At 35.4% G+C, this 18,679-nt stretch carries 15 protein-coding genes and 1 pseudogene; 9 read left to right on the top strand and 7 right to left on the bottom strand.

Annotated elements, in window-relative coordinates:
• A partial coding sequence (gene mraY / locus WBG45_RS06020; protein WP_424412904.1) for a phospho-N-acetylmuramoyl-pentapeptide-transferase occupies nt 1–848 on the bottom strand: 848 nt, incomplete at its 3' end.
• Nucleotides 849–1,158: 310 nt separating this feature from the next.
• Between mraY and WBG45_RS06015 the strand changes: the two genes are divergently transcribed.
• Entirely contained in the window at nt 1,159–1,461 is a 303-nt protein-coding gene (locus WBG45_RS06015) for a UPF0158 family protein (protein WP_424412902.1), read from the top strand.
• 37 nt (nt 1,462–1,498) lie between these two features.
• Here WBG45_RS06015 and WBG45_RS06010 read toward each other — a convergent pair whose 3' ends face one another.
• The 4 genes from WBG45_RS06010 to WBG45_RS05995 all read right to left on the bottom strand — a co-directional run bounded on the left by WBG45_RS06010 (nt 1,499) and on the right by WBG45_RS05995 (nt 6,474).
• Nucleotides 1,499–2,134 carry a hypothetical protein gene (locus WBG45_RS06010; RefSeq protein WP_424412900.1) on the bottom strand — a complete coding sequence of 212 codons (636 nt, stop codon included), beginning with the start codon at nt 2,132–2,134 and terminating at the stop codon, nt 1,499–1,501.
• A 598-nt stretch (nt 2,135–2,732) separates the two neighbouring features.
• Nucleotides 2,733–3,839 carry a GerAB/ArcD/ProY family transporter gene (locus tag WBG45_RS06005; protein ID WP_424412898.1) on the bottom strand — a complete coding sequence of 369 codons (1,107 nt, stop codon included), beginning with the start codon at nt 3,837–3,839 and terminating at the stop codon, nt 2,733–2,735.
• Nucleotides 3,840–3,851: 12 nt separating this feature from the next.
• The gene (locus tag WBG45_RS06000; RefSeq protein ID WP_424412896.1) at nt 3,852–4,955 is read right to left on the bottom strand and encodes a Ger(x)C family spore germination protein; all 1,104 of its coding nucleotides are present in this window, start codon (nt 4,953–4,955) and stop codon (nt 3,852–3,854) included.
• The gene (locus WBG45_RS05995; protein ID WP_424412894.1) at nt 4,948–6,474 is read right to left on the bottom strand and encodes a spore germination protein; all 1,527 of its coding nucleotides are present in this window, start codon (nt 6,472–6,474) and stop codon (nt 4,948–4,950) included. Before WBG45_RS05995 ends, WBG45_RS06000 begins: the two co-directional genes overlap by 8 nt.
• 474 nt (nt 6,475–6,948) lie before the next feature.
• Here WBG45_RS05995 and WBG45_RS05990 point away from each other — a divergent pair, with 474 nt between their 5' ends.
• Nucleotides 6,949–7,524 carry a TetR/AcrR family transcriptional regulator gene (locus tag WBG45_RS05990; RefSeq protein ID WP_424412893.1) on the top strand — a complete coding sequence of 192 codons (576 nt, stop codon included), beginning with the start codon at nt 6,949–6,951 and terminating at the stop codon, nt 7,522–7,524.
• A gap of 399 nt (nt 7,525–7,923) precedes the next feature.
• On the opposite strand, the gene WBG45_RS05985 is transcribed toward WBG45_RS05990, so the two are convergent.
• Nucleotides 7,924–9,114, bottom strand: a complete 1,191-nt coding sequence (locus tag WBG45_RS05985) for an epoxide hydrolase family protein (RefSeq protein WP_424412891.1) — start codon at nt 9,112–9,114, stop codon at nt 7,924–7,926.
• 265 nt (nt 9,115–9,379) lie between these two features.
• Nucleotides 9,380–9,568 (bottom strand): hypothetical protein, encoded by a 189-nt coding sequence (locus WBG45_RS05980; RefSeq protein ID WP_424412889.1) that lies wholly within the window; start codon nt 9,566–9,568, stop codon nt 9,380–9,382.
• A gap of 167 nt (nt 9,569–9,735) precedes the next feature.
• Between WBG45_RS05980 and WBG45_RS05975 the strand changes: the two genes are divergently transcribed.
• The 7 genes and pseudogenes from WBG45_RS05975 (at nt 9,736) to WBG45_RS05945 (ending at nt 18,614) form a co-directional block, all read left to right on the top strand.
• Nucleotides 9,736–10,119 (top strand): Ig-like domain-containing protein, encoded by a 384-nt coding sequence (locus WBG45_RS05975; protein WP_424412908.1) that lies wholly within the window; start codon nt 9,736–9,738, stop codon nt 10,117–10,119.
• A 431-nt stretch (nt 10,120–10,550) separates the two neighbouring features.
• Entirely contained in the window at nt 10,551–10,709 is a 159-nt protein-coding gene (locus WBG45_RS05970) for a helix-turn-helix domain-containing protein (protein ID WP_424412887.1), read from the top strand.
• 259 nt (nt 10,710–10,968) lie between these two features.
• The gene (gene msrB / locus WBG45_RS05965; RefSeq protein ID WP_424412885.1) at nt 10,969–11,445 is read left to right on the top strand and encodes a peptide-methionine (R)-S-oxide reductase MsrB; all 477 of its coding nucleotides are present in this window, start codon (nt 10,969–10,971) and stop codon (nt 11,443–11,445) included.
• A 252-nt stretch (nt 11,446–11,697) separates the two neighbouring features.
• A pseudogene (msrA, locus tag WBG45_RS05960) lies at nt 11,698–12,216 on the top strand (peptide-methionine (S)-S-oxide reductase MsrA); the annotation flags it as partial.
• A 519-nt stretch (nt 12,217–12,735) separates the two neighbouring features.
• Entirely contained in the window at nt 12,736–13,089 is a 354-nt protein-coding gene (locus tag WBG45_RS05955) for an EamA family transporter (RefSeq protein ID WP_424412883.1), read from the top strand.
• A 445-nt stretch (nt 13,090–13,534) separates the two neighbouring features.
• Complete coding sequence (locus WBG45_RS05950; protein ID WP_424412881.1) at nt 13,535–14,425, top strand: LysR family transcriptional regulator; 891 nt, start codon at nt 13,535–13,537, stop codon at nt 14,423–14,425.
• A gap of 1,093 nt (nt 14,426–15,518) precedes the next feature.
• A complete protein-coding gene (locus WBG45_RS05945) occupies nt 15,519–18,614 on the top strand; it encodes an Ig-like domain-containing protein (RefSeq protein WP_424412879.1) in 3,096 nt (1,031 codons plus the stop codon).
• The last annotated feature ends 65 nt before the right edge of the window (nt 18,615–18,679 follow it).

Below are 18,679 nucleotides of genomic sequence, written 5' to 3'. Positions count from 1 at the left end.
CCAAAGTGATAGTGAATCGGTGTCATTCTGAAAATACGCTTACGAGTAAGTTTAAATGATGAAACTTGTAAAATAACCGAAAGTACTTCAGCAAAATATATAAAGAACAAAATAGGAATTAAAATTTCAACTTTCTCAAGAACAGCAAGAAATGATAGCGTTCCCCCTATAGCTAATGATCCCGTATCCCCCATAAAAGCTTTGGCAGGATATATATTATAAATGAGAAAGCCGAGTAAACATCCAATCATAATTAAACAAAAAATTTGCACCTCTGCTCTTTCTGAAACCATAAAAAAGAAAAAGTATGTAGGGATTGCAACAACTCCTAAAAGACCGTCTAATCCATCAGTGAAGTTAATAGCATTTGCAGAACCTACGATAAATAATGTGATGACGAAAACATATAACACCATTGGAAGCTCCAAGGAAATATTTTTATAAATATTAATGCTGGTGCCTACGCCTAGTTCGTTGATCATGTAAAAAAGTAAAGTACCTGTAAAAGTAAATTGAAAAATAAGTTTGGTCTTACCCGATACCCCTCCTGGATCTTGACGAGAAGCTTTCCAAAAATCGTCTAAAAACCCAATAATACTAAAAAGAATGTAGGTAATAGATAAGAAATACATTAATGGAGTAGGGGAGAAAAGAATTGATACTATAATTCCTACAAAAAGAATAATACCAAACATTAACGGAGTGCCTTTTTTTAACTGATGATCTGAAGGAAGTTCTTTTCTTATCGGTTGAATGAGCCTAAGTTGTCTCAAAACAGCAATTAATAGTGGAGATAAAATTGCAACAACTACAAAAGAAATTAACGCTGGGATTATTTGATTAATCACTTTTCATTTACTCCTTTTCTCTTTATCATCTATAAATAAGTTCTATAAAACTCATTCATTTCCTCTATTCCATACAATCCAATATTATGGGTTACCTACGAAACAATTTTCTTAGATGTGTAAACGAGAAGATAACAATAAAAATTACAGATAACTTTGAGCACCAGTGTTTCTTTCGTCTATTTCAATTGTTACTGATGAAATCACTTTGGTGAAAAGAATCGGAGATACAGAACGAAGACTTTTACCAGTTGGTCAAATATTATAGAATGATTAATATACTTATGAAAAAATAATTGAGTGTATACGTATGAAGGTTACCCAAGAGTTAATCGATGCGTTTCTTATGAATGATGATAAATTTTCGTTTGTGTTGAATCGTGTAACAGGAGAGATCCACCTTGAAGCGTCAGAATTTATGTCAGATGAATCGGAAAGTGATTGGAATGATGAGGAGATGGATGCGGAGAGGGATGAAAACCTGATTGTCATTCCTCAAATTTCTTCACCTGAAGCATTTGAAATCATGGTCTCTTTCACCAAAGTTCAAGAGCCGATCGTTAGGGATAAGTTGCTTGAAATCCTAAATGAGAGAAAACCATTCCGGAATTAAAAGATCCGGAATTAAGATTAAAAGTTAAACAGTCACCTTAACTTAAATCTATGATGGGGAAATTTGGAGAGTATGCTTTTCTAAATTGTGATAAATCTGTTTTATAATTATTCGATATGTAACCATTTTCTATCAGTTTTTCATTTAAGAAATTCCTAGTGGCGATATACGTTAGGTAGGCATTTGAAGCTTCATTCTCAGTAAATGAAAATCTTCCTTTGTGGACGATTTCATTTCGTAGCAAATATAAATCTGTATACCATTTATTGATTTCCTTGGAAGTATGAAAATTCAAGTCACATTTCAAAGCATTTCCTAGATGAACTTCAATTATATTTCTAAAGGGTTGTGTTGAAGATTGTTCTATTTTTTCTTCTGGAGCTCCATCTTTTTTAAAAACGAGTTGCTGGGAAGTGCGAATAAGAATTTCGAATGAGGTTTGTAAATAAGTAATAGCGTCGATATATTGATTCTTTATAAAATGAGACCTAGCATTATTGAGTAATTTCTCCATTAAATAAAATTCTGGATAGCTATCCCAAGCACCTCTTGTTTCACTAATGAGTTGAAGACCTTTCCCGTCTATTAAGAAATCGTCGGAGCTTAAAAGTTTAGGGTCAGTAAAATAAGGAAACTCTTTGCCATTCATCTTTATTTTTATTATGTGAGGCAAGGTCCGGTATAGGAAACTTGAGAACCATTCCCACAGAAGCGGGGAAGAAGGCGTTAGGGTTAATTAACCAAGGCAAGCACGAGGAAGCATATAAATATTATGGGGAAGGATTCATAACAGGATGTTAGATGGGGATCTGATTAATGGGACAATTAGTGTATCTGAAGCGACTGGCGGTATTCAACAGATCCTAACATGCCAGGAAGTAATTGAAGAAATTAATTTTTCAATAGGATAAATGCCATTGGGTCAACTAATGCAGAAGCCATTCACGAAAACTGTGTTTAATTTGATGAGGTTGGTATTGAGTGGATTGAGAAGTAAGCATTATAGAATATAAAAGGACAGAATCCGAGAATCTGTCCTTTTTGTTATGAAGTCTAACTAATTTGTTCCAAACAATCTGTGCCTTTCATATAAATCACTACTCTTTTTGGCGGACGTAATACGTATCGTACGCATCTTAAGGAAAAGTAGGTGTCTGTTCAAGAAATAATCACAATATATATAAATGATTAAGCTCTCGTTATTGTATGACATTCTGAAAGAACAAAAATCAAGCAATAGCGTGATAATAATTTACGGCATCAATATGAGGTTATTTTTTCTTATTTCTAAAGAAGTTTACTATTAGGACATATATATATAAGACGGGCAAATAAACCAAAACGATATAAAATCCAATTTCAGAAGATATTTTACTCAAAATTTCTATTGAACTCTTGTCCATAATTATTATCGTAGATAGGTTAAGCAGGATTATAATACTTATTAAAGAATAACTAGGTTTAATCTTTAAGGTACTCTTCAGTACTCTGGTTACTGACCATAACGATATGCATATGGGGGGGAGAACGACAAGAAACCATGAGAAAAGAAATATATATTCAAATCTTTCGATGAACGGTATTTCCACAATTTTAGTCATGACTAAGGTAGGCATTAATAAAAGCTTTAATTGGCCCTCACTAAAAAAAGAAAAGGTGATAATGGCCAAAATAGTATATGACACGGTTGTAAACAATAATCCAATGTGGGCCCACTTTTTTCCTTTATCTCGATTTCTTATAAAAGGGAAATAGATAAGTAATGCTTCAAATCCTAAAAATGAAAAAGTTGATGCTTTTGCTGATTTAAGAATGTCTATCGCGTCGTGACTTAGTACCGGCAATAGGTTTGAAAAGTGAGTGAACTTTAGGGTGTATATTAAAATGAAAACTAAGATGATTGGGATAATCGTACTAAAAAATGTTATCCCTGTAATAACTCTAAAGCCACCTATAACAATATAAAAAACAATGATCGATAATACTAATGTGAATTCCCAAACGTGTATTGTTTCAAACGCCCAAACTTGTAAAATTTTAATATATGACCAAAATATTGTAGTAAGAAACAGTAGAAAATGGATGCAAAATAGAATTGATAGTGTATTGCCAACTAATTTACCAAAATAATCACGATGAAGAGAAATAAGGTCTCCATTACTAGAATGTTCTAATAATTTAAAGGTGATAAAAAGTATGATATGCAAAATTAAACCGGCAATCAGCAGTCCGATCCATGCATCATAACCACTATCTTTACTTATATCCAATTGGAAAGATAAAAGACCAACACCTGTTTGGGAGGAGTGTACCAAATAAAACATAAAAAATGGGGATATGAGCAAAGTCTCTTTTAATTTTGATTGGTTATTATTCATCCGCACTCTCCCCTAATTTAACAAATGAAAGCTGACATTAAAGTCTACATCTAAATTTGGGTATTTGGTTTTGTAAAATTCTTTTTCATTCCAACTTCGATCCTTGCTCCTAAAAGAATCCCCAACACCAATAGGGTCTACATCATTCTTTTGAAACTCTTTAAACATTTCAATGTAATTCTTAATAAGAAAATTCTCAACCTCTTGCTTTATTAGGTTATTATCTTTTTTTGAATTAATCCAGTGAGGTTGACCTACAATCATACTATTAGTGGTCAAGTCAATTTTGAGTGAGTTTTCGTTAGGATTAGTTGTTATCTTGGAATCTCCAAATACGTGATTAAATGAGAGTATTCCTTCTTTGCCATCTTTATGAATCGGGATAGTGTATTTTAGTTCCTTTGAATCATTAACAATTAATTTTAATAACCAACTTTCTTTTGTTCCCAACAACATTTGCAACTTATCCTCACGACCGATAATGCCTACGTTTGTTAAGGTGATTTCACCATTTTCTATACTAACGTAAGGTAAAAAAGGATCTCTTCCTTCTCCATAATAGTCAAAGAGAAATATGTGAAGATTTGAGTATGGAATATTGTTGTTTGTCATATTCTGATCAATCAAATTAAAGAGAAACTTATTATCTTCTTGTTTTAATATGTTATCAAAGAAAAAAGGAATTGGTTCTTTAGAAATAATGACTTTCATGTTTGTTCCAAACTTTACATTCATATCAAAAGTAGTCATAATATCTTTTAGTGTTTTTTGTTGAATGAATTCCTCACTGAAAACCAGAACCCGAGTTTTTCCGATTTCTATTGGAAATGCAGACTTCCTATATGTTCCTGCTATTGCATCTTCAGCTGAATCCCCCTTAGAAAAAGTAGCCTTTGGGCTGCCTTCCTCTTTTCCACTTTGATATTGATGTATGATGTTTCCACCTAAAAGTTCTTTTTCATTTTCTTTATCCACATCAAATCCGATCGTGTCAGCAATATTTATTTTATTAACAACTTTATATCTCTCACACCCCATTAAAAATACAAATGCAAGGAAGATTATACTAACCAATAGTACGTATTTCGGAAGGTTCAATTTTAAATTATTATTCATTATTTATTCCTTCCTTTACATCTTTGTTTTTCTTTGGATGGTATTTTGACTTGAGTAATGGTCTTAGATAGCTAGGTCTATTTTTCATTATTTCAAATGAGGAACGAATTACATTATCAGCATAGTCATTTGATCTGAATGGAAATATAGGTACCAAATAAGGGTTACCTAGAGATTTGATTCTCAATAAGTGTGCAAGCATAAAGACTAAACCTATAACTATACCCAACCCGCCCCAAATAGCAGCCAATAGGATAAATGGAAACCGAATGAGTCGTATCGTATTTGACATCTTAAATATTGGTGTCGTAAATGAAGCTAGCGCTGAAAGGGCAACCACGATGAGCAAGACATTGCTAGTTAAAGCAGCTTCCACCGATGCTTGCCCAATTACAATACCTCCAACTATACCAAGAGTCTGACCAATTTTAGCAGGGAGTCTTGCACCAGCCTCTCTCAATAATTCAATGGTAAGCTCTAAGAAGATAACCTCTAATATTGGGGGAAAAGGAACATTCGAACGAGAACTAATCAATGGTCCAAGCAAATCTTGTGGAATAACTTCATAATGAAATGTTAGTATAGCGACATATACTGGGGTAGCAAAAACAGAAAAGATTACACCAAGTATTCTAATCACCCTAAAAAAAGACCCAACAATCCATGGTAAATAATAATCTTCAGGTGAGATGAAGAAGTCAAGTAAGGTTGTAGGTCCCGTAATAACATAGGGAGAACCATCAGCTATAATTGCTACTTGCCCAAGAATCAAAGCAGAGGTAGCTCTGTCAACACGTTCAGTTGTTAGGAGAGTCGGAAATGGAGTATTAGAGTTATCTGAAATGGATTGCTCTAAATTTGAGCTATCGAATACAGCATCAAAGTCTACTTCGGATACCCTCTGTCTGGCAGTGTTAACATATTGAGGATTTGTTACACCGTCAATATAAGCTAATACCACTTTTGTCTTTGACAGGGAGCCAATCGTTATCTCTTCAAAAATCAAATTTGAGCTAACGATATTTTGCCTTAATAAATAAAGGTTCGTTCCCATATTCTCGATAAATCCAACTTTGGGTCCAATAACACTAAATTCATTTTCAGTATCGTTTGTTTGTCTATATCCTTTAGTAATAGCACTTAAGTCCACCATTAATACATTTTTATCATCTTTATGTAGTTGTATAAGAACAGAACCTTTATTCAACCTAGAATTAATCTCTAAAACGTCATCTGTAATGAGCATCTGTTCTAAAGGTATATAACTAGATAATTCCTGTAATGTTTTTATTTGATCTGCTTTCGGCTTTATATAAGGAAGAAAGTCTCGTTTTAATATTTCTGAATCAATTAATGTACTGTAATAGTAAATAATCATTTTCTCTTTATTGCTTGCGAGAGATAAAAAAGTAAAATCACTTGATTTTTTTGCTCTCTCAATAATTGAGTTTATTTGTTCTTCATTATTATCATTATTATTAATTATTTGGGTATTTTTATTGAAAATTTTTTTCAGCATCCGTATCTACCACCCATACCATAATATAACTATTATTTTGCCCTAAATTATCCATTTAATACAATAATGAGTCACTTTAATAGTTAGATATGAAATTGTAGTATTCATATATATAGACTTATTTTAAAGGCTGCAGTCCATGATTAAGATCTTGAGGGATAAACCAAGGTTTTTTTATGTGAAAATTAATGTCGTGCCAATTTTATGGCAACTGGAAAATTTTTGCTTTTTGTTATAATATTCTTCTTATACAACAAACGGGCTAAATTGTGGAATAAGTGATATGGTTAATTTATATTGAGTAACGGATAATAGAGATGAATAACTAGAGATTTGATAATGGTTTGAATAAGAAACTTATAGGACTAAAGAAATGATACTACATTAATCAATAATCAATGAATTGAAAATACAACAACAATGCCTGGATACTGTAGTTACACCAATACCACACATATTTAGGAGGTAGGATTGATGGGAAGGAAAAAGGAATTCGATGAAGATGCCGTTCTACATAAAGCCATGCGGTTATTCTGGGAACAAGGTTATGAGAAGACATCCATGCAGGAACTGGTCTCACATATGGGGATTCATAAAAAGAGCATGTATGATACCTTTGGCGATAAACAATCCTTGTATGTCAAAACATTGAAACGCTATAGTGAAATGTCAGAGCAATCGGTTAAGCGTGGTATGGCTGATACCCGTTCAGCCAAGGAAGCAATCAGACTGTTATTTGAAATGGCAATCCAACAGCAAGAAGAGTTACCTGGGGGCTGCTTCGTAGTGAATACCGCGGTTGAGTTGGCAAAACATGATTCTGAGGCCATAGATTGGGTTCATCTGAAATGGACCGATACAGAACAGTTAATACAGGACCTTATTGTAGAAGGCCAAAAATCAGGAGAATTTTCCAAGACACTTAATGTGGAAGAGCTGTCTTATTATTTTATTAATGCATTAATAGGACTTCGCGTTATGGCTAAGACTATATCGGACAGGGAAAAATTACGTCAAATTATTGAAATGAATATGTCGGTATTGGAATGAATGGTTCGTACGGAGCAGGGTAATTTCTTAAACGTATTGCGAATGGGAAACATCGTAATAATCTTCTTTTACGTGGTTTATGATATAACTATGTGCGTGTATTTTAAACTTAGTTGAAATTCCAAGAGGTCTAAGTATGATTTATAATTCTTCATATTCGAACAACAGAAGCCTATTTTTTATAATAAAAATGCAGCCCCAGCTCTTATAGGGGCTGCATTACTTTTTTACTTCTTCATTTTTAAATCTGCTTTCAATTCCCTTTAGTTGAACAGATGAATGAACGCTTCATGTTACTCTAGACTCTGCCATTGATCTCTCTCCAATCGGATTCAAATCAATGTCGCGTGTGGCGTGGGACGACGAGCACGGTGTGAGCGTATTTCCACCTGACTCCTATTAGCGAAGCGACTTAAATCCCGTGCGGATTTCAGAAGTCATAAACTCTGGCTGCTCCCAAGCTGCGAAGTGTCCACCTTTAGGAAGTTTGTTGTAGTGGATCAGATTCGGATAAGCCTTCTCTGACCAGCTCTTCGGTGCTACATACATCTCGTCCGGAAATACGCTGACGGCAACCGGAAGCTTGACGCCTTTGACTGCGAAGAAGGAGTCGCCAGCCTTACCGTTCTCCCAGTAGAGACGAGCCGCAGAAATCGCTGAGTTCGTAAACCAGAAGAGCGAAATGTTATCGAGAATGTCGTCGCGCGTCAGGCCTTCTTTGACTCCTGCAAAAGATCTCGAGATCAGTGCAAGGCTCTTATAGTCGTGGTCAATCATGAAGGATGCCAAACCGACAGGCGAATCCACCAATCCAGTTAGCGTCTGAGGACGCGTTCCCATAAAGAAGGCGTAATAGAATTTATTTTCACGAACTTGCTCGCACGCCTCCTTCTCTTCATCTGAGAGATCGGACGGCAGCGGGTTGCCGGACCAGATCGCCGCATCAACTTCGGGCGGAATCACTTCCGGCATGTTGGTGTGAATGCCGAGCAATCCTTTAGGTTCTTGAACACCCATAGCGTTAACGACGATCGAACCCCAGTCGCCCCCTTGCGCTACATACTTCTCATAGCCGAGACGAGTCATCAGCTCGCCATAAGCGCTTGCGATACGTTTAGGATTCCAACCGGTTGTGGTCGGTTTGGCCGAAAACCCGTAGCCAGGCATGGATGGAATAACGACATGGAAAGCATCCGATTCGCTTCCGCCATGCTCAGTCGGATTGATAAGCGGTTCGATCAGCTTCATTTGCTCGATGATCGAGCCCGGCCATCCGTGTGCAATGAGCAGCGGCATCGCGTTCTCGTGCTTCGAACGAACGTGAATGAAGTGGAAGTCCAGACCGTCGATCTCGGTAATGAAATGCGGCAGGGCGTTCATTTTCTCCTCGATCTTGCGCCAGTCGTATTCGTTCGCCCAGTAACGAGCAAGTTCTTGAATCGTTGCGAGCTGCACTCCTTGCGATTGGTCCGAGACCGTTTCTTTCTCCGGCCATCTCGTAGCATTAATGCGTCTTTTCAGTTCGGTAATTTCTTCTTCCGCAACGTTCACACGAAACGGACGAATGGCAGTGTTTTCTTGTTGTGTCATTTTTGTAATCTCCTTTTGATTAGTATTGGATTTTTGAGTTTGTGTTTAGTTGAGCCAACTAGCGCAGCAATCTGAAGGGTGCGTGAACCATTCATTTCTGATTGTTGCACTTCCCCTATAAGGTCACAAATTAACTGTATATAAAGCAATGTTCAGATGAACACAACCCATGGACTCAGAATTATATTTTGCTCCAAACTTAACCGCGTTATCACCCTCAGGAAACTCTTCTCGCTGTTGGATTTCCATTTAAACAACAGTTGGATTACTTCCTTTCAGAACGGGTAACAGCCGTACGACGTTTAACCGATTCCTCTAACATTTCACTATAACGTTTCAAATGTTTTAACATACTAGGATTGTTTATCGCCAATGGTGTCATACATGCTTCTCTTGTGAACCCCGTATGAAAGACTAGATCCATTATGGATGTCTTCTCATAGCCATGTTTCATAGCATTTTTAGCAAATTCATTTGTCCATGATATCTCAATAGTCCCACCTTACGGAACAAATTTAGCACATTTAAGAACGATTGGTCAAGAATTTTCTTTACCGAATGTTCTTAAATGAGTGAAAGCAGTGTAACTGACACCAGTATTGGTTTGAATATGAACTTGTTATTGAAACACCGCAGGGTAAAACGTATACGAATCAAGGTAAGGTTATAGTAAAGGCGATAGCGATCCCTGCAAGCACTGTAACCATTCAAAATAATGGCGAAAATGTAGGATCCGGCACCAGCAAACAGGACGGTACCTTCAACATCTCGATTAAATTGAAGAATGGATTGAATACGTTAACCGCCACAGCCTTGATGAAAGAAGGGAGTACAGATCCATCCTCACCAGTTACAATCATATTGGATCAAAAACCGAAGTTAGCCATCGATGTGATTAATGGTGGATCAGAAAAAGGTCAAGTGGCCACCGTTCGGGGCTTGGCAAAAGATGATTACCTAGATAAGGTCATCATTAATGGAAAGGAAGCAGAAGTGGATTCATAATGCGCCTTCATGCATCAAGTTGAAGTGAAAAAGGGAAACAATATCATTATGGTACAAGCGACTAAAAAAGCAGGAAACACAGAGAGAAAAACGATTCCGTTCAAGTCAAATAGATCGTTGTGCAATTTGAAGTTTATTAAGCCAAAGGGAAAGTTATAGTTTCAATTGGGACAGTTCACATTTAAGAATAGGTGACTGTCTCTTTATCATTAGATTGTTAGACTGTTTGAACTATTCTACTAACTACATTACTATCTATGAAGTTCATAAGCTCAAAATCCTTGATAAGGAGAATTTAATAGAAGTTTTGTAAAATAATTCTAATAATAAATATTATGAGTTTAATTTTAAATGGATCTACAGATATTTAAGGGGCGGGCGTGGAATTTTGGAATTGAGACAATTAGAACATTTTATGGCTCTGTGAAGAAATGCACTTTACAAATGCTGCTGAAAAACTAAGAATTGGGCAACCTACTTTAAGCTACCAAATGAAAACACTAGAAGACGAACAATGCAAGTTGGTATTCGCTAATTTTGAAAGTGCTAAAGAAGTACCTTCTAAATCATTTCAATTTGAGTGTGGCTAACCTAATATTACGAACGGATGCTTTCCTTGAAAAATCAAATGGATTATAAGATTTTATGGTTTCATACATTTAAGAACAACCGTTAAAAAATAATTCTTGACCGTTCGTTCTTAAATATGATAAATTTGTTCCGAATGGAGAATCGTTGAGATTTCATGGATAAACCGATTGATCGAACTTCATTAACGACATTAAGATAAGTGAGTTCTTTTCCGGTTGCGGTTCTTTTTTTAAGAAATTTTTCGGGAGTGATTTCGAAGTGAAAATTAGTTCAAAGCAAGACTTCAATAAAGATTTTAACAGAGAAGAAAAGCTGAACACGCTGACTAAAATCCAGTATAACGTAACTCAGATTGGCATGGACGAGGCGCCGTTTAATAATGAATACTGGGATAACAAAGAAGAGGGTATCTACGTCGATATTGTTTCGGGTGAGCCACTGTTTAACTCGAAGGACAAATACGATGCGGGTACAGGATGGCCAAGTTTTACAAAGCCTCTGGAGCCAAAAAATGTTGTTCTCAAACGTAAAGGATTATTGTCGGGGGCCGAAGTCAGAAGCCGGAATGCGGATTCCTTCCTAGGCGACGTGTTCAAAGATGGACCTCAACCAGGGGGACTGCGGTTCTGCGTGAACTCTGCAGCCATGGAATTTATTCCGAAAGCTGATCTTGAAAAAAGAGGATATGGCGCTTATGCCGCGCAATTTAGCGAGCAGAAGATTGAAAATGAATAATGGTGCAAACCAGATGGAGATAGTTACAAATATGGAGGAATCCGTATAAATCGTTGGAAACTTTGCTTAACGGATAGCTACGACAAGAGAACTCGTACACGCCTATGGTGGAGTCGCTGAAAGGCGTGACGGCAGCCACGTTTTTTGTAGATGAGCCAAAGAACTTAGGAGGAAATGACAAAGGTGCAAATCCTTTAAATACATTACTAGGTGGTTCTTTCTAGTATTCACTGAATAGGGAGGTATATATTTATGGCAACAAATTATGAATTAGCTACTTTTGCTGGTGGATGTTTTTGGTGTATGGTTCAACCATTTGATGAGTTACCTGGCATTATAAAAGTAACTTCTGGTTATACAGGAGGGCATAAGGACAATCCGACCTATGATGAAGTATGCTCTAATACAACTGGCCACTATGAGGCAGTCCAAATCACATACGATCCGAACATTTTTCCGTATGAAAAGCTGTTACTGCTTTTCTGGCAGCAAATTGATCCTACCGATGCACATGGTCAGTTTAAAGATCGAGGCGAGTCTTATAAAACAGCTATCTTCTATCATAATAAGGAGCAAAAACATTTGGCAGAAGAATCTAAGCAAAAATTAGAAGATAGTAATAAATTTCAAAAGCCAATTTTAACAGAAATCAAAGAAGTGTCTGTGTTTTATCCAGCAGAAGAAAATCATCAACACTATTATAAAAAAAATTCCTTCCACTATAATCTTATAAAAAAATTTTCTGGAAGAGAACGATTTAAATCAGAAAATTAACCATGCTGAAAACATCTAAAAGCTTACTCCTATTCAGTATGGAAGATCCCGCGTTTTACAAAAATTGATGGTTTTATAGATGATTTAAAATCTGAAGAATATTTTGATAAAAAAGAAGTAGGGAATTATGACTTGTTCGACCAATATGATATGCGGCAGCGTAACAAGCGTTAGACCAATATTCATCTAATTTCTTGATCATTTCAATCTAAAAAGATGTATTGTTTATATTTCGGAATACTTATACTATTTAGTCTAGTGTTTAATGAATTCTAAAGGAGGAATTTTAACCTAAGTTGTATTAAACAATGCAACTTTAGTAGATTAACCAAAAGGGGAACAATACAATTATCGTTCAGGCGACTGATAAAGCTGGAAACCAAGAGAGAAAAGCGATTCAAGTTCAAGTTAAATAGATTGTTGTACATTTAGAAATTTATAAAGATAAATTGAAATCTGATTGATTTAATTAGTGACAGTTTGCGCAAAGGGATGCGTGAACTGTCGCTTTAATATTTGGATTTGTATTTGCGATTTTTACAATTGTTAGTAAATGCAACTTTATTTATGCCCTTTTTATTTTTTTTTGATAGCTCATGGGTTATTGAACCTTCAAATATAGCAACCATTTTAAATTTAGGTTTTATGACATCGAGTGTAGCGTATATTCTCTATTTAACAGGACTCCAAAAAGTACCTTCTTCATCTGCAGTAACGCTATCTCTAGGAGTAAGCGTGTTTATTGTGTGGGAAGTGTTAAGTGCAGGTTCTTGGCGTACTTCTTCTGCTCGGAGGGATTGTTGTTCTAATTTTTATTGGGAGAAAAAGAGCAAAGAAAATCGAATAAATGCAAGGTGTCACTGTAATTAGGGACACCTTTTTAACGTCTAACTAAACGTAGATAATGATGCGTAATAAATGTGGATTGACCATAAAAAATCACGAAAAAAGAAAGTGCCTACATTTCTTAAGATTCTTCATTTTTATGCTAACAGATTGTAAAGAATTAGTGGCTACAATTGATGTTATAAGAATTAGAGATGAGGTGTAACGAATGACGCAATTTACAGTACTCGTTACGGATGACAATCAGGACATTCGAGATGATATTTATCGTGTAATTGTTAGACTGTTTGTGCTATTCCATTATCTCTTCTTATAAAATGAAGCTAACTAAGGTTGTAAAAATCCTCTTTTGGGGAGATGTAATGAATTGATGGAAGATTTGCAAGATATTATTCTAGTATAATATATAAATTTCAATTTTTAATATGGATATAAAAATGATTATTGCAATGGGGTGAAAAACCTGGAATTGAGACAATTAGAATACTTCATGGCTATATGTGAAGAATTGCACTTTACAAGGACTGCTGAAAAACTAAGAATAGGTCAACCTACTTTAAGCTACCAAATGAAAGCTCTAGAAGATGAACTAGGTGTTCAGGTATTTGATCGCTTAGGTAAAAAAATAGCAATTACAGAAGCTGGCGAAATCCTCCTTGAACATTGCAAAAAGATGTTTGCAAATTTAAAATGCGCTACTGAACAAATAGAGGAGCTTCAAATGGTGAAAAGAGGAAAATTAATCATAGGGGCACTTTCCGGTGACCTAAGTCATATTGCCTCCAATGTTTTTTTAGAGTTTCATGCCAAGTACCCTCACGTTCAGATCCAGGTATTCTCACTAGATGATGTGATAGAAAAGGTAAAAAATAACGAAATTGATTTTGCTCTAACCCTTATGTCACGAACAGATGAAAGTTTAATAAATATTCCTTTATACGAAGATGAGTTCTTTTTAGTAGTACGAACAGATCATGTTTGGTCTGCAAGAGACGAAATAGAGTTTAGTGAGATTCAGAACATTCCGCTAATATTAAATCCAAAAGGTCATTGTTTTAGACAATTATTTGATGTTGAGTGTATATCTGCAGGGATTGTAATCCAACCAATCATTGAATCAACTGATTCAAAGTCAATATTGAACTTAGTGAAGGAAGGGATAGGGGCTACCATTATTTCCAGTACACTTTTTTTTCTGGAAAATGAAGGGGTATTGAAGGCGATAAAAATAAAAAATCCAACTATTATTAGGGAAGTCACCATTGTACACCATAAACAAAAATACATCGGATCAGCTGCAAGAGGTTTCATTGAAATATTAATTAAATGTATGAAAGAGAACAGGGCATTAATGGTATGAAGTAAAGAAATGGGAAAGAGTGTTGCAATCGGATCTATCTTCAGCCGGTCAAAGCAGGCATGTGGATTTATGCTTGTCTTAATTCATTTGAAATTATAAAACAACTCATTCAATTACGTTGTGATGTATTCGTTCGTCAAGTTTCGATAGTTAGGAAAATTTAAATGAATCCGTGTAACTAACCTTCCCCGGTATTTGAAGAATGAACGTACCGTGATGTATATAGGAAAGATACCACCACATGGGTGATGTCATTATTTAAGGATGGTGAAAATCCATGGAACAACAACCAATCATTGAACTACGACAATTGTCGAAACCATCGGAAAGTAGAAGATTATCGATAATTTGAACTTATCACTATATCCTGGACAATTTACTTGATTTTTATGTCCAAACGGAGCGGGGAAAACTACCACGATTCGTATGATTGCGTGGCTAAAACGTAGAATACGTTCCTGGAGTAGTACTCAGTCAAGAAGGCGCAGCAATGCTATTTAACAAATTGAAAAAGACAGTAATTTAGGTTCCCCCTAGATTACTGTCTTTTCCATTAATTGTAAAACAAAACCATTATAATTGCCATAAACGGTTAGTATTAAAAGTGAGTCAGACAATTAAATGAGAATGACTAAAATGAGAGGAGAATAAAATCTAGTTAATATTTATCATTATTCACGTTAAGTAGGATGAAGGAAATATGATAATAATCATTTGAGAAATCCTGTTATTCATAAATATGAAATAGCAGTCTCTTTGTTTACAAGGATAAAACGCTTATTTTTAAATACACTTCATAAAAGATTTCCTTATTCAATCACGCGTCAAAAGAAGCAGTGTCATCCTATATACCTATATAAACCACGATTAATCTACTAATTAAATCATAACCATCTAAAATATCATATTGATATTGTTTCGGAATATTTATAATATTATGTTGTTGAGTTTGTAAATCTATTACTTATTATTACAATTTAATCCAATTATTTTCGATTGTACTATCGATGATTCTCTAAAGTACTAGTAATTTGATATTAACAAGCTCTAATTTGGGCTTGAAATAATATAAAAAAAATTAGGAGGACAACAAATGAGGATCCAGAGCATTAATCGGGTTTTTACGTTAACGATCATCTTTACATTATTTATCTCTCTATTTAGTAATTTGGCTTTTGCATCAACGAACATGTTAAAAGAAACAAAGAATACTTCAGATCAGCAAATTGTCAAAATCACACCTAGTGAATCGACAGTTTCATTTGCACTTTCTGAAGACAGCTTTGAATTAGCAATTGAAGCAGAATACGAAGATGGGACCAAAAAAGATGTCTCAAAAGAGGGACAATGGACTTCTGCTGATAAAAATGTTGTAACAGTAGCAAACGGTATGTTAAAAGCGGTTTCAACAGGGTCAACACAAGTACAGTTTAAGCTTGGAGCAACAGTGTCAAACATTGATGTTTCGATAACTGAAAAGAATGAAAAGCCTAAACCTCCGAAAGGACCAAAAATAGTATCTTTAATGTTATCAGCGTATCGCGTTACTTATATAAATCAAGGAGAAACGAAATCAGTTGAATTGAAAGCACTATATAGTGATGGTTCAGTAAAAAATGTAACTAAATCAGCTACTTGGGAATCGAGAGATAATTCAATTGTAAAAGTTTCCGATGGGGAATTAAAAGGTGTTTCAGCAGGAGATGCTTCATTAAAGGTTAAATACTCATCATTCCCTGAGATTAACTTCTTTGTTTCAGTAAAAGAGGGTATTGATGAATACGAAGGACTTTACCTTACTGTAGGACAGTTAAGATTAAAAGCAACTGATCAGCCTGTCCAAGTCGATGCTGATATTACAAGTTCATTAGATACTAAAAGGGTGACATCTCTTGGCAAATGGGAAACAACAAATTCTGAGGTTGTAACCGTAAATAGTAGCGGTCTCATTACTCCAGTTGGAGTAGGAGAAGCGTATATTTATTTTAAATACGATAAATTTGTAGATGCTGTACGTGTTAACATTGTTAAGCCAAAAGAACTTGTAACAGATACACCTGATATTGAAATTTTACCTCATGCATCATTCGAGGCTACATTAAATGAAGTATTCAATGACGGTAGTTCAGAGGATGTAAAAAGTAATGCAACGTGGACTAGTGACGATACTAGCATTGCGACAGTAACAAACAATGGTTTAATCATTGCAGGAGGTAAGACAGGTAAAACAAAAATTAGAGCTTCCTACCGTTCTGAGCTATATCCTCCAGTAGAAATAAATGTCATCATTACAAATAAACTAACTGCACCAAAACCAATCGGCTTAACGGCTACACCATCTAATTTCTTTTTAGATGCAGGAAAGGAAGAAACGGTTTCAATTAAGGCAATATATAGTGATGGAACGACAAAGGATGTAACAACTTCTGTTGAATGGAATTCTACTAATCCTTTTGTAGCATCAGTTGATTATGATAAGGTGAAGGGTCAATGGATAAAAGGTACAGCTGTATTAACTGCTATTTATGAACGAGAAACAGTTAATATTCCAGTAATAGTAACAGGTAAAAATGATTCAGCGCCTCCACTTCCTAAAAAGATTACCGTTACACCTAATGTAACGAGCATGATTGTAAACGAGCAACAGCAATTAAAAGTAAAAATAGACTATACGGATGGAACTGAAATGGATGATACTTCTTTTGCGAGCTACAATTCTACTAATCCAAATGTCGTTTCTATCGATAAGAATGGTCTCCTTACGGCTCATGGTACTGGTACAGCAAAAGTTAGCGTGTATAGTATGGACTACACAGAAGAATTTGAAATCGTCGTATCAGATAAAGAAACAATAAGTCGAGTAATTGATCTAGAACCAAGTGAAAAGGACATTAAATTTAAATTATCTGAACGTACTCATTCGTTCACTGTAAAAGCAAAATATCAAGATGGTTCAAGAGTAGATGTTACATCCCTAGGGAGATGTTCAGCATTAGATCCGGATATTGTTACAGTAGAAAATGGTGTACTCACTGCGATTGCACCTGGTACTACCCAAGTTCTAGTCAACCACGGTACAAGTATAGAAATACTTGATGTGACAATTCTACCTGAGAATCCACAACCAGAACAGGATTTAAAAATTGAATCATTATTAGTTAGTACTTTCGATGTTGAAGTTCAAAAAGATAAACTTTATCCTTTCCAAATTTCAGCACAATATAATGATGGTGCTCAAAGAGAGATTAAGCAATTGGTAAAATGGAAAACTAAGAACCCATCAATTGCTGTCATTTCAGACGGAAAGATAATAGGTAAAAAGAAAGGGAAAACAACCGTTATTGCAAAAATAGAAGGTTTCCCTGAAATTGAAATTCCAGTTAATGTAACTGAAAAGAGTGGACCAATTAATTTATTCTCACTCACCCTAAGTCAAAATTACCTACTGATGCAGCCAGGAGATCAGCCGGTAGATATTATTGCGTTCGCCGAGTATACAAATAATAATGTTGTAGAAGTCGATCAAGAAGGAAAATGGGAGTCTACAGATGAGAGTGTAGCTACCGTTGATCAAAACGGAGTTATTACGCCAGTAGGTACTGGTGAAGCTTATGTCTACTTCCGCTATCATAATGGCTTTAATGATGCAGTTTGGGTAAGAACGACGAAGCCCCAGTTAGAGACAAGTGTCGATGAAGTAGTTTTAGAACCAAATGAATTCAAGAGCGTAAGCTTATTTGCTGTATATGGATTGCGTGAATCATACGATGTAACAGGTGATGCAAAATGGAGTATAGCGGATAAATCAGTTGTAAATATTTCTGATAGTGGCCGAGTTGTTGGTCAGTCAGTTGGTAAAACGACAATTTCCGTATCATATCTAGGAATGACAAAGGAAATAAGCGTTGAAGTCGTTGATAAACACGCTACTCGAGTAATAGGTATACTTGCTACTCCGGACCATGTTGTTGAATCAATTGGAACGAAAACGAAGTTAAAAATTAATGCATTATATAGCGATGGTTCCGTAAAAGATATTACGGGGGAAGTTGCTTGGAGAATGTCGAATTCCGATGTTGCATATGTTTCGAATGATAATTATATCATAGCAGCTTCTGAAGGTGCGGCAGTCGTAATGGCAGAGTATGCCGGATTTAATTACATTATCCCAATTGTTATAAAAAAATAATCAAATTTAGTTCCCCAATTAAGCTTAAAAGCTCATTTCTCTATTAGAAATGAGCTTTTTAGCGC

It is taken from the genome of Paenisporosarcina sp., from assembly GCF_049671445.1.
Lineage (GTDB): Bacteria > Bacillota > Bacilli > Bacillales_A > Planococcaceae > Paenisporosarcina.
Note: the sequence above shows the minus strand (reverse complement) of the source record. Positions and strands in the feature narration are given on the sequence as shown.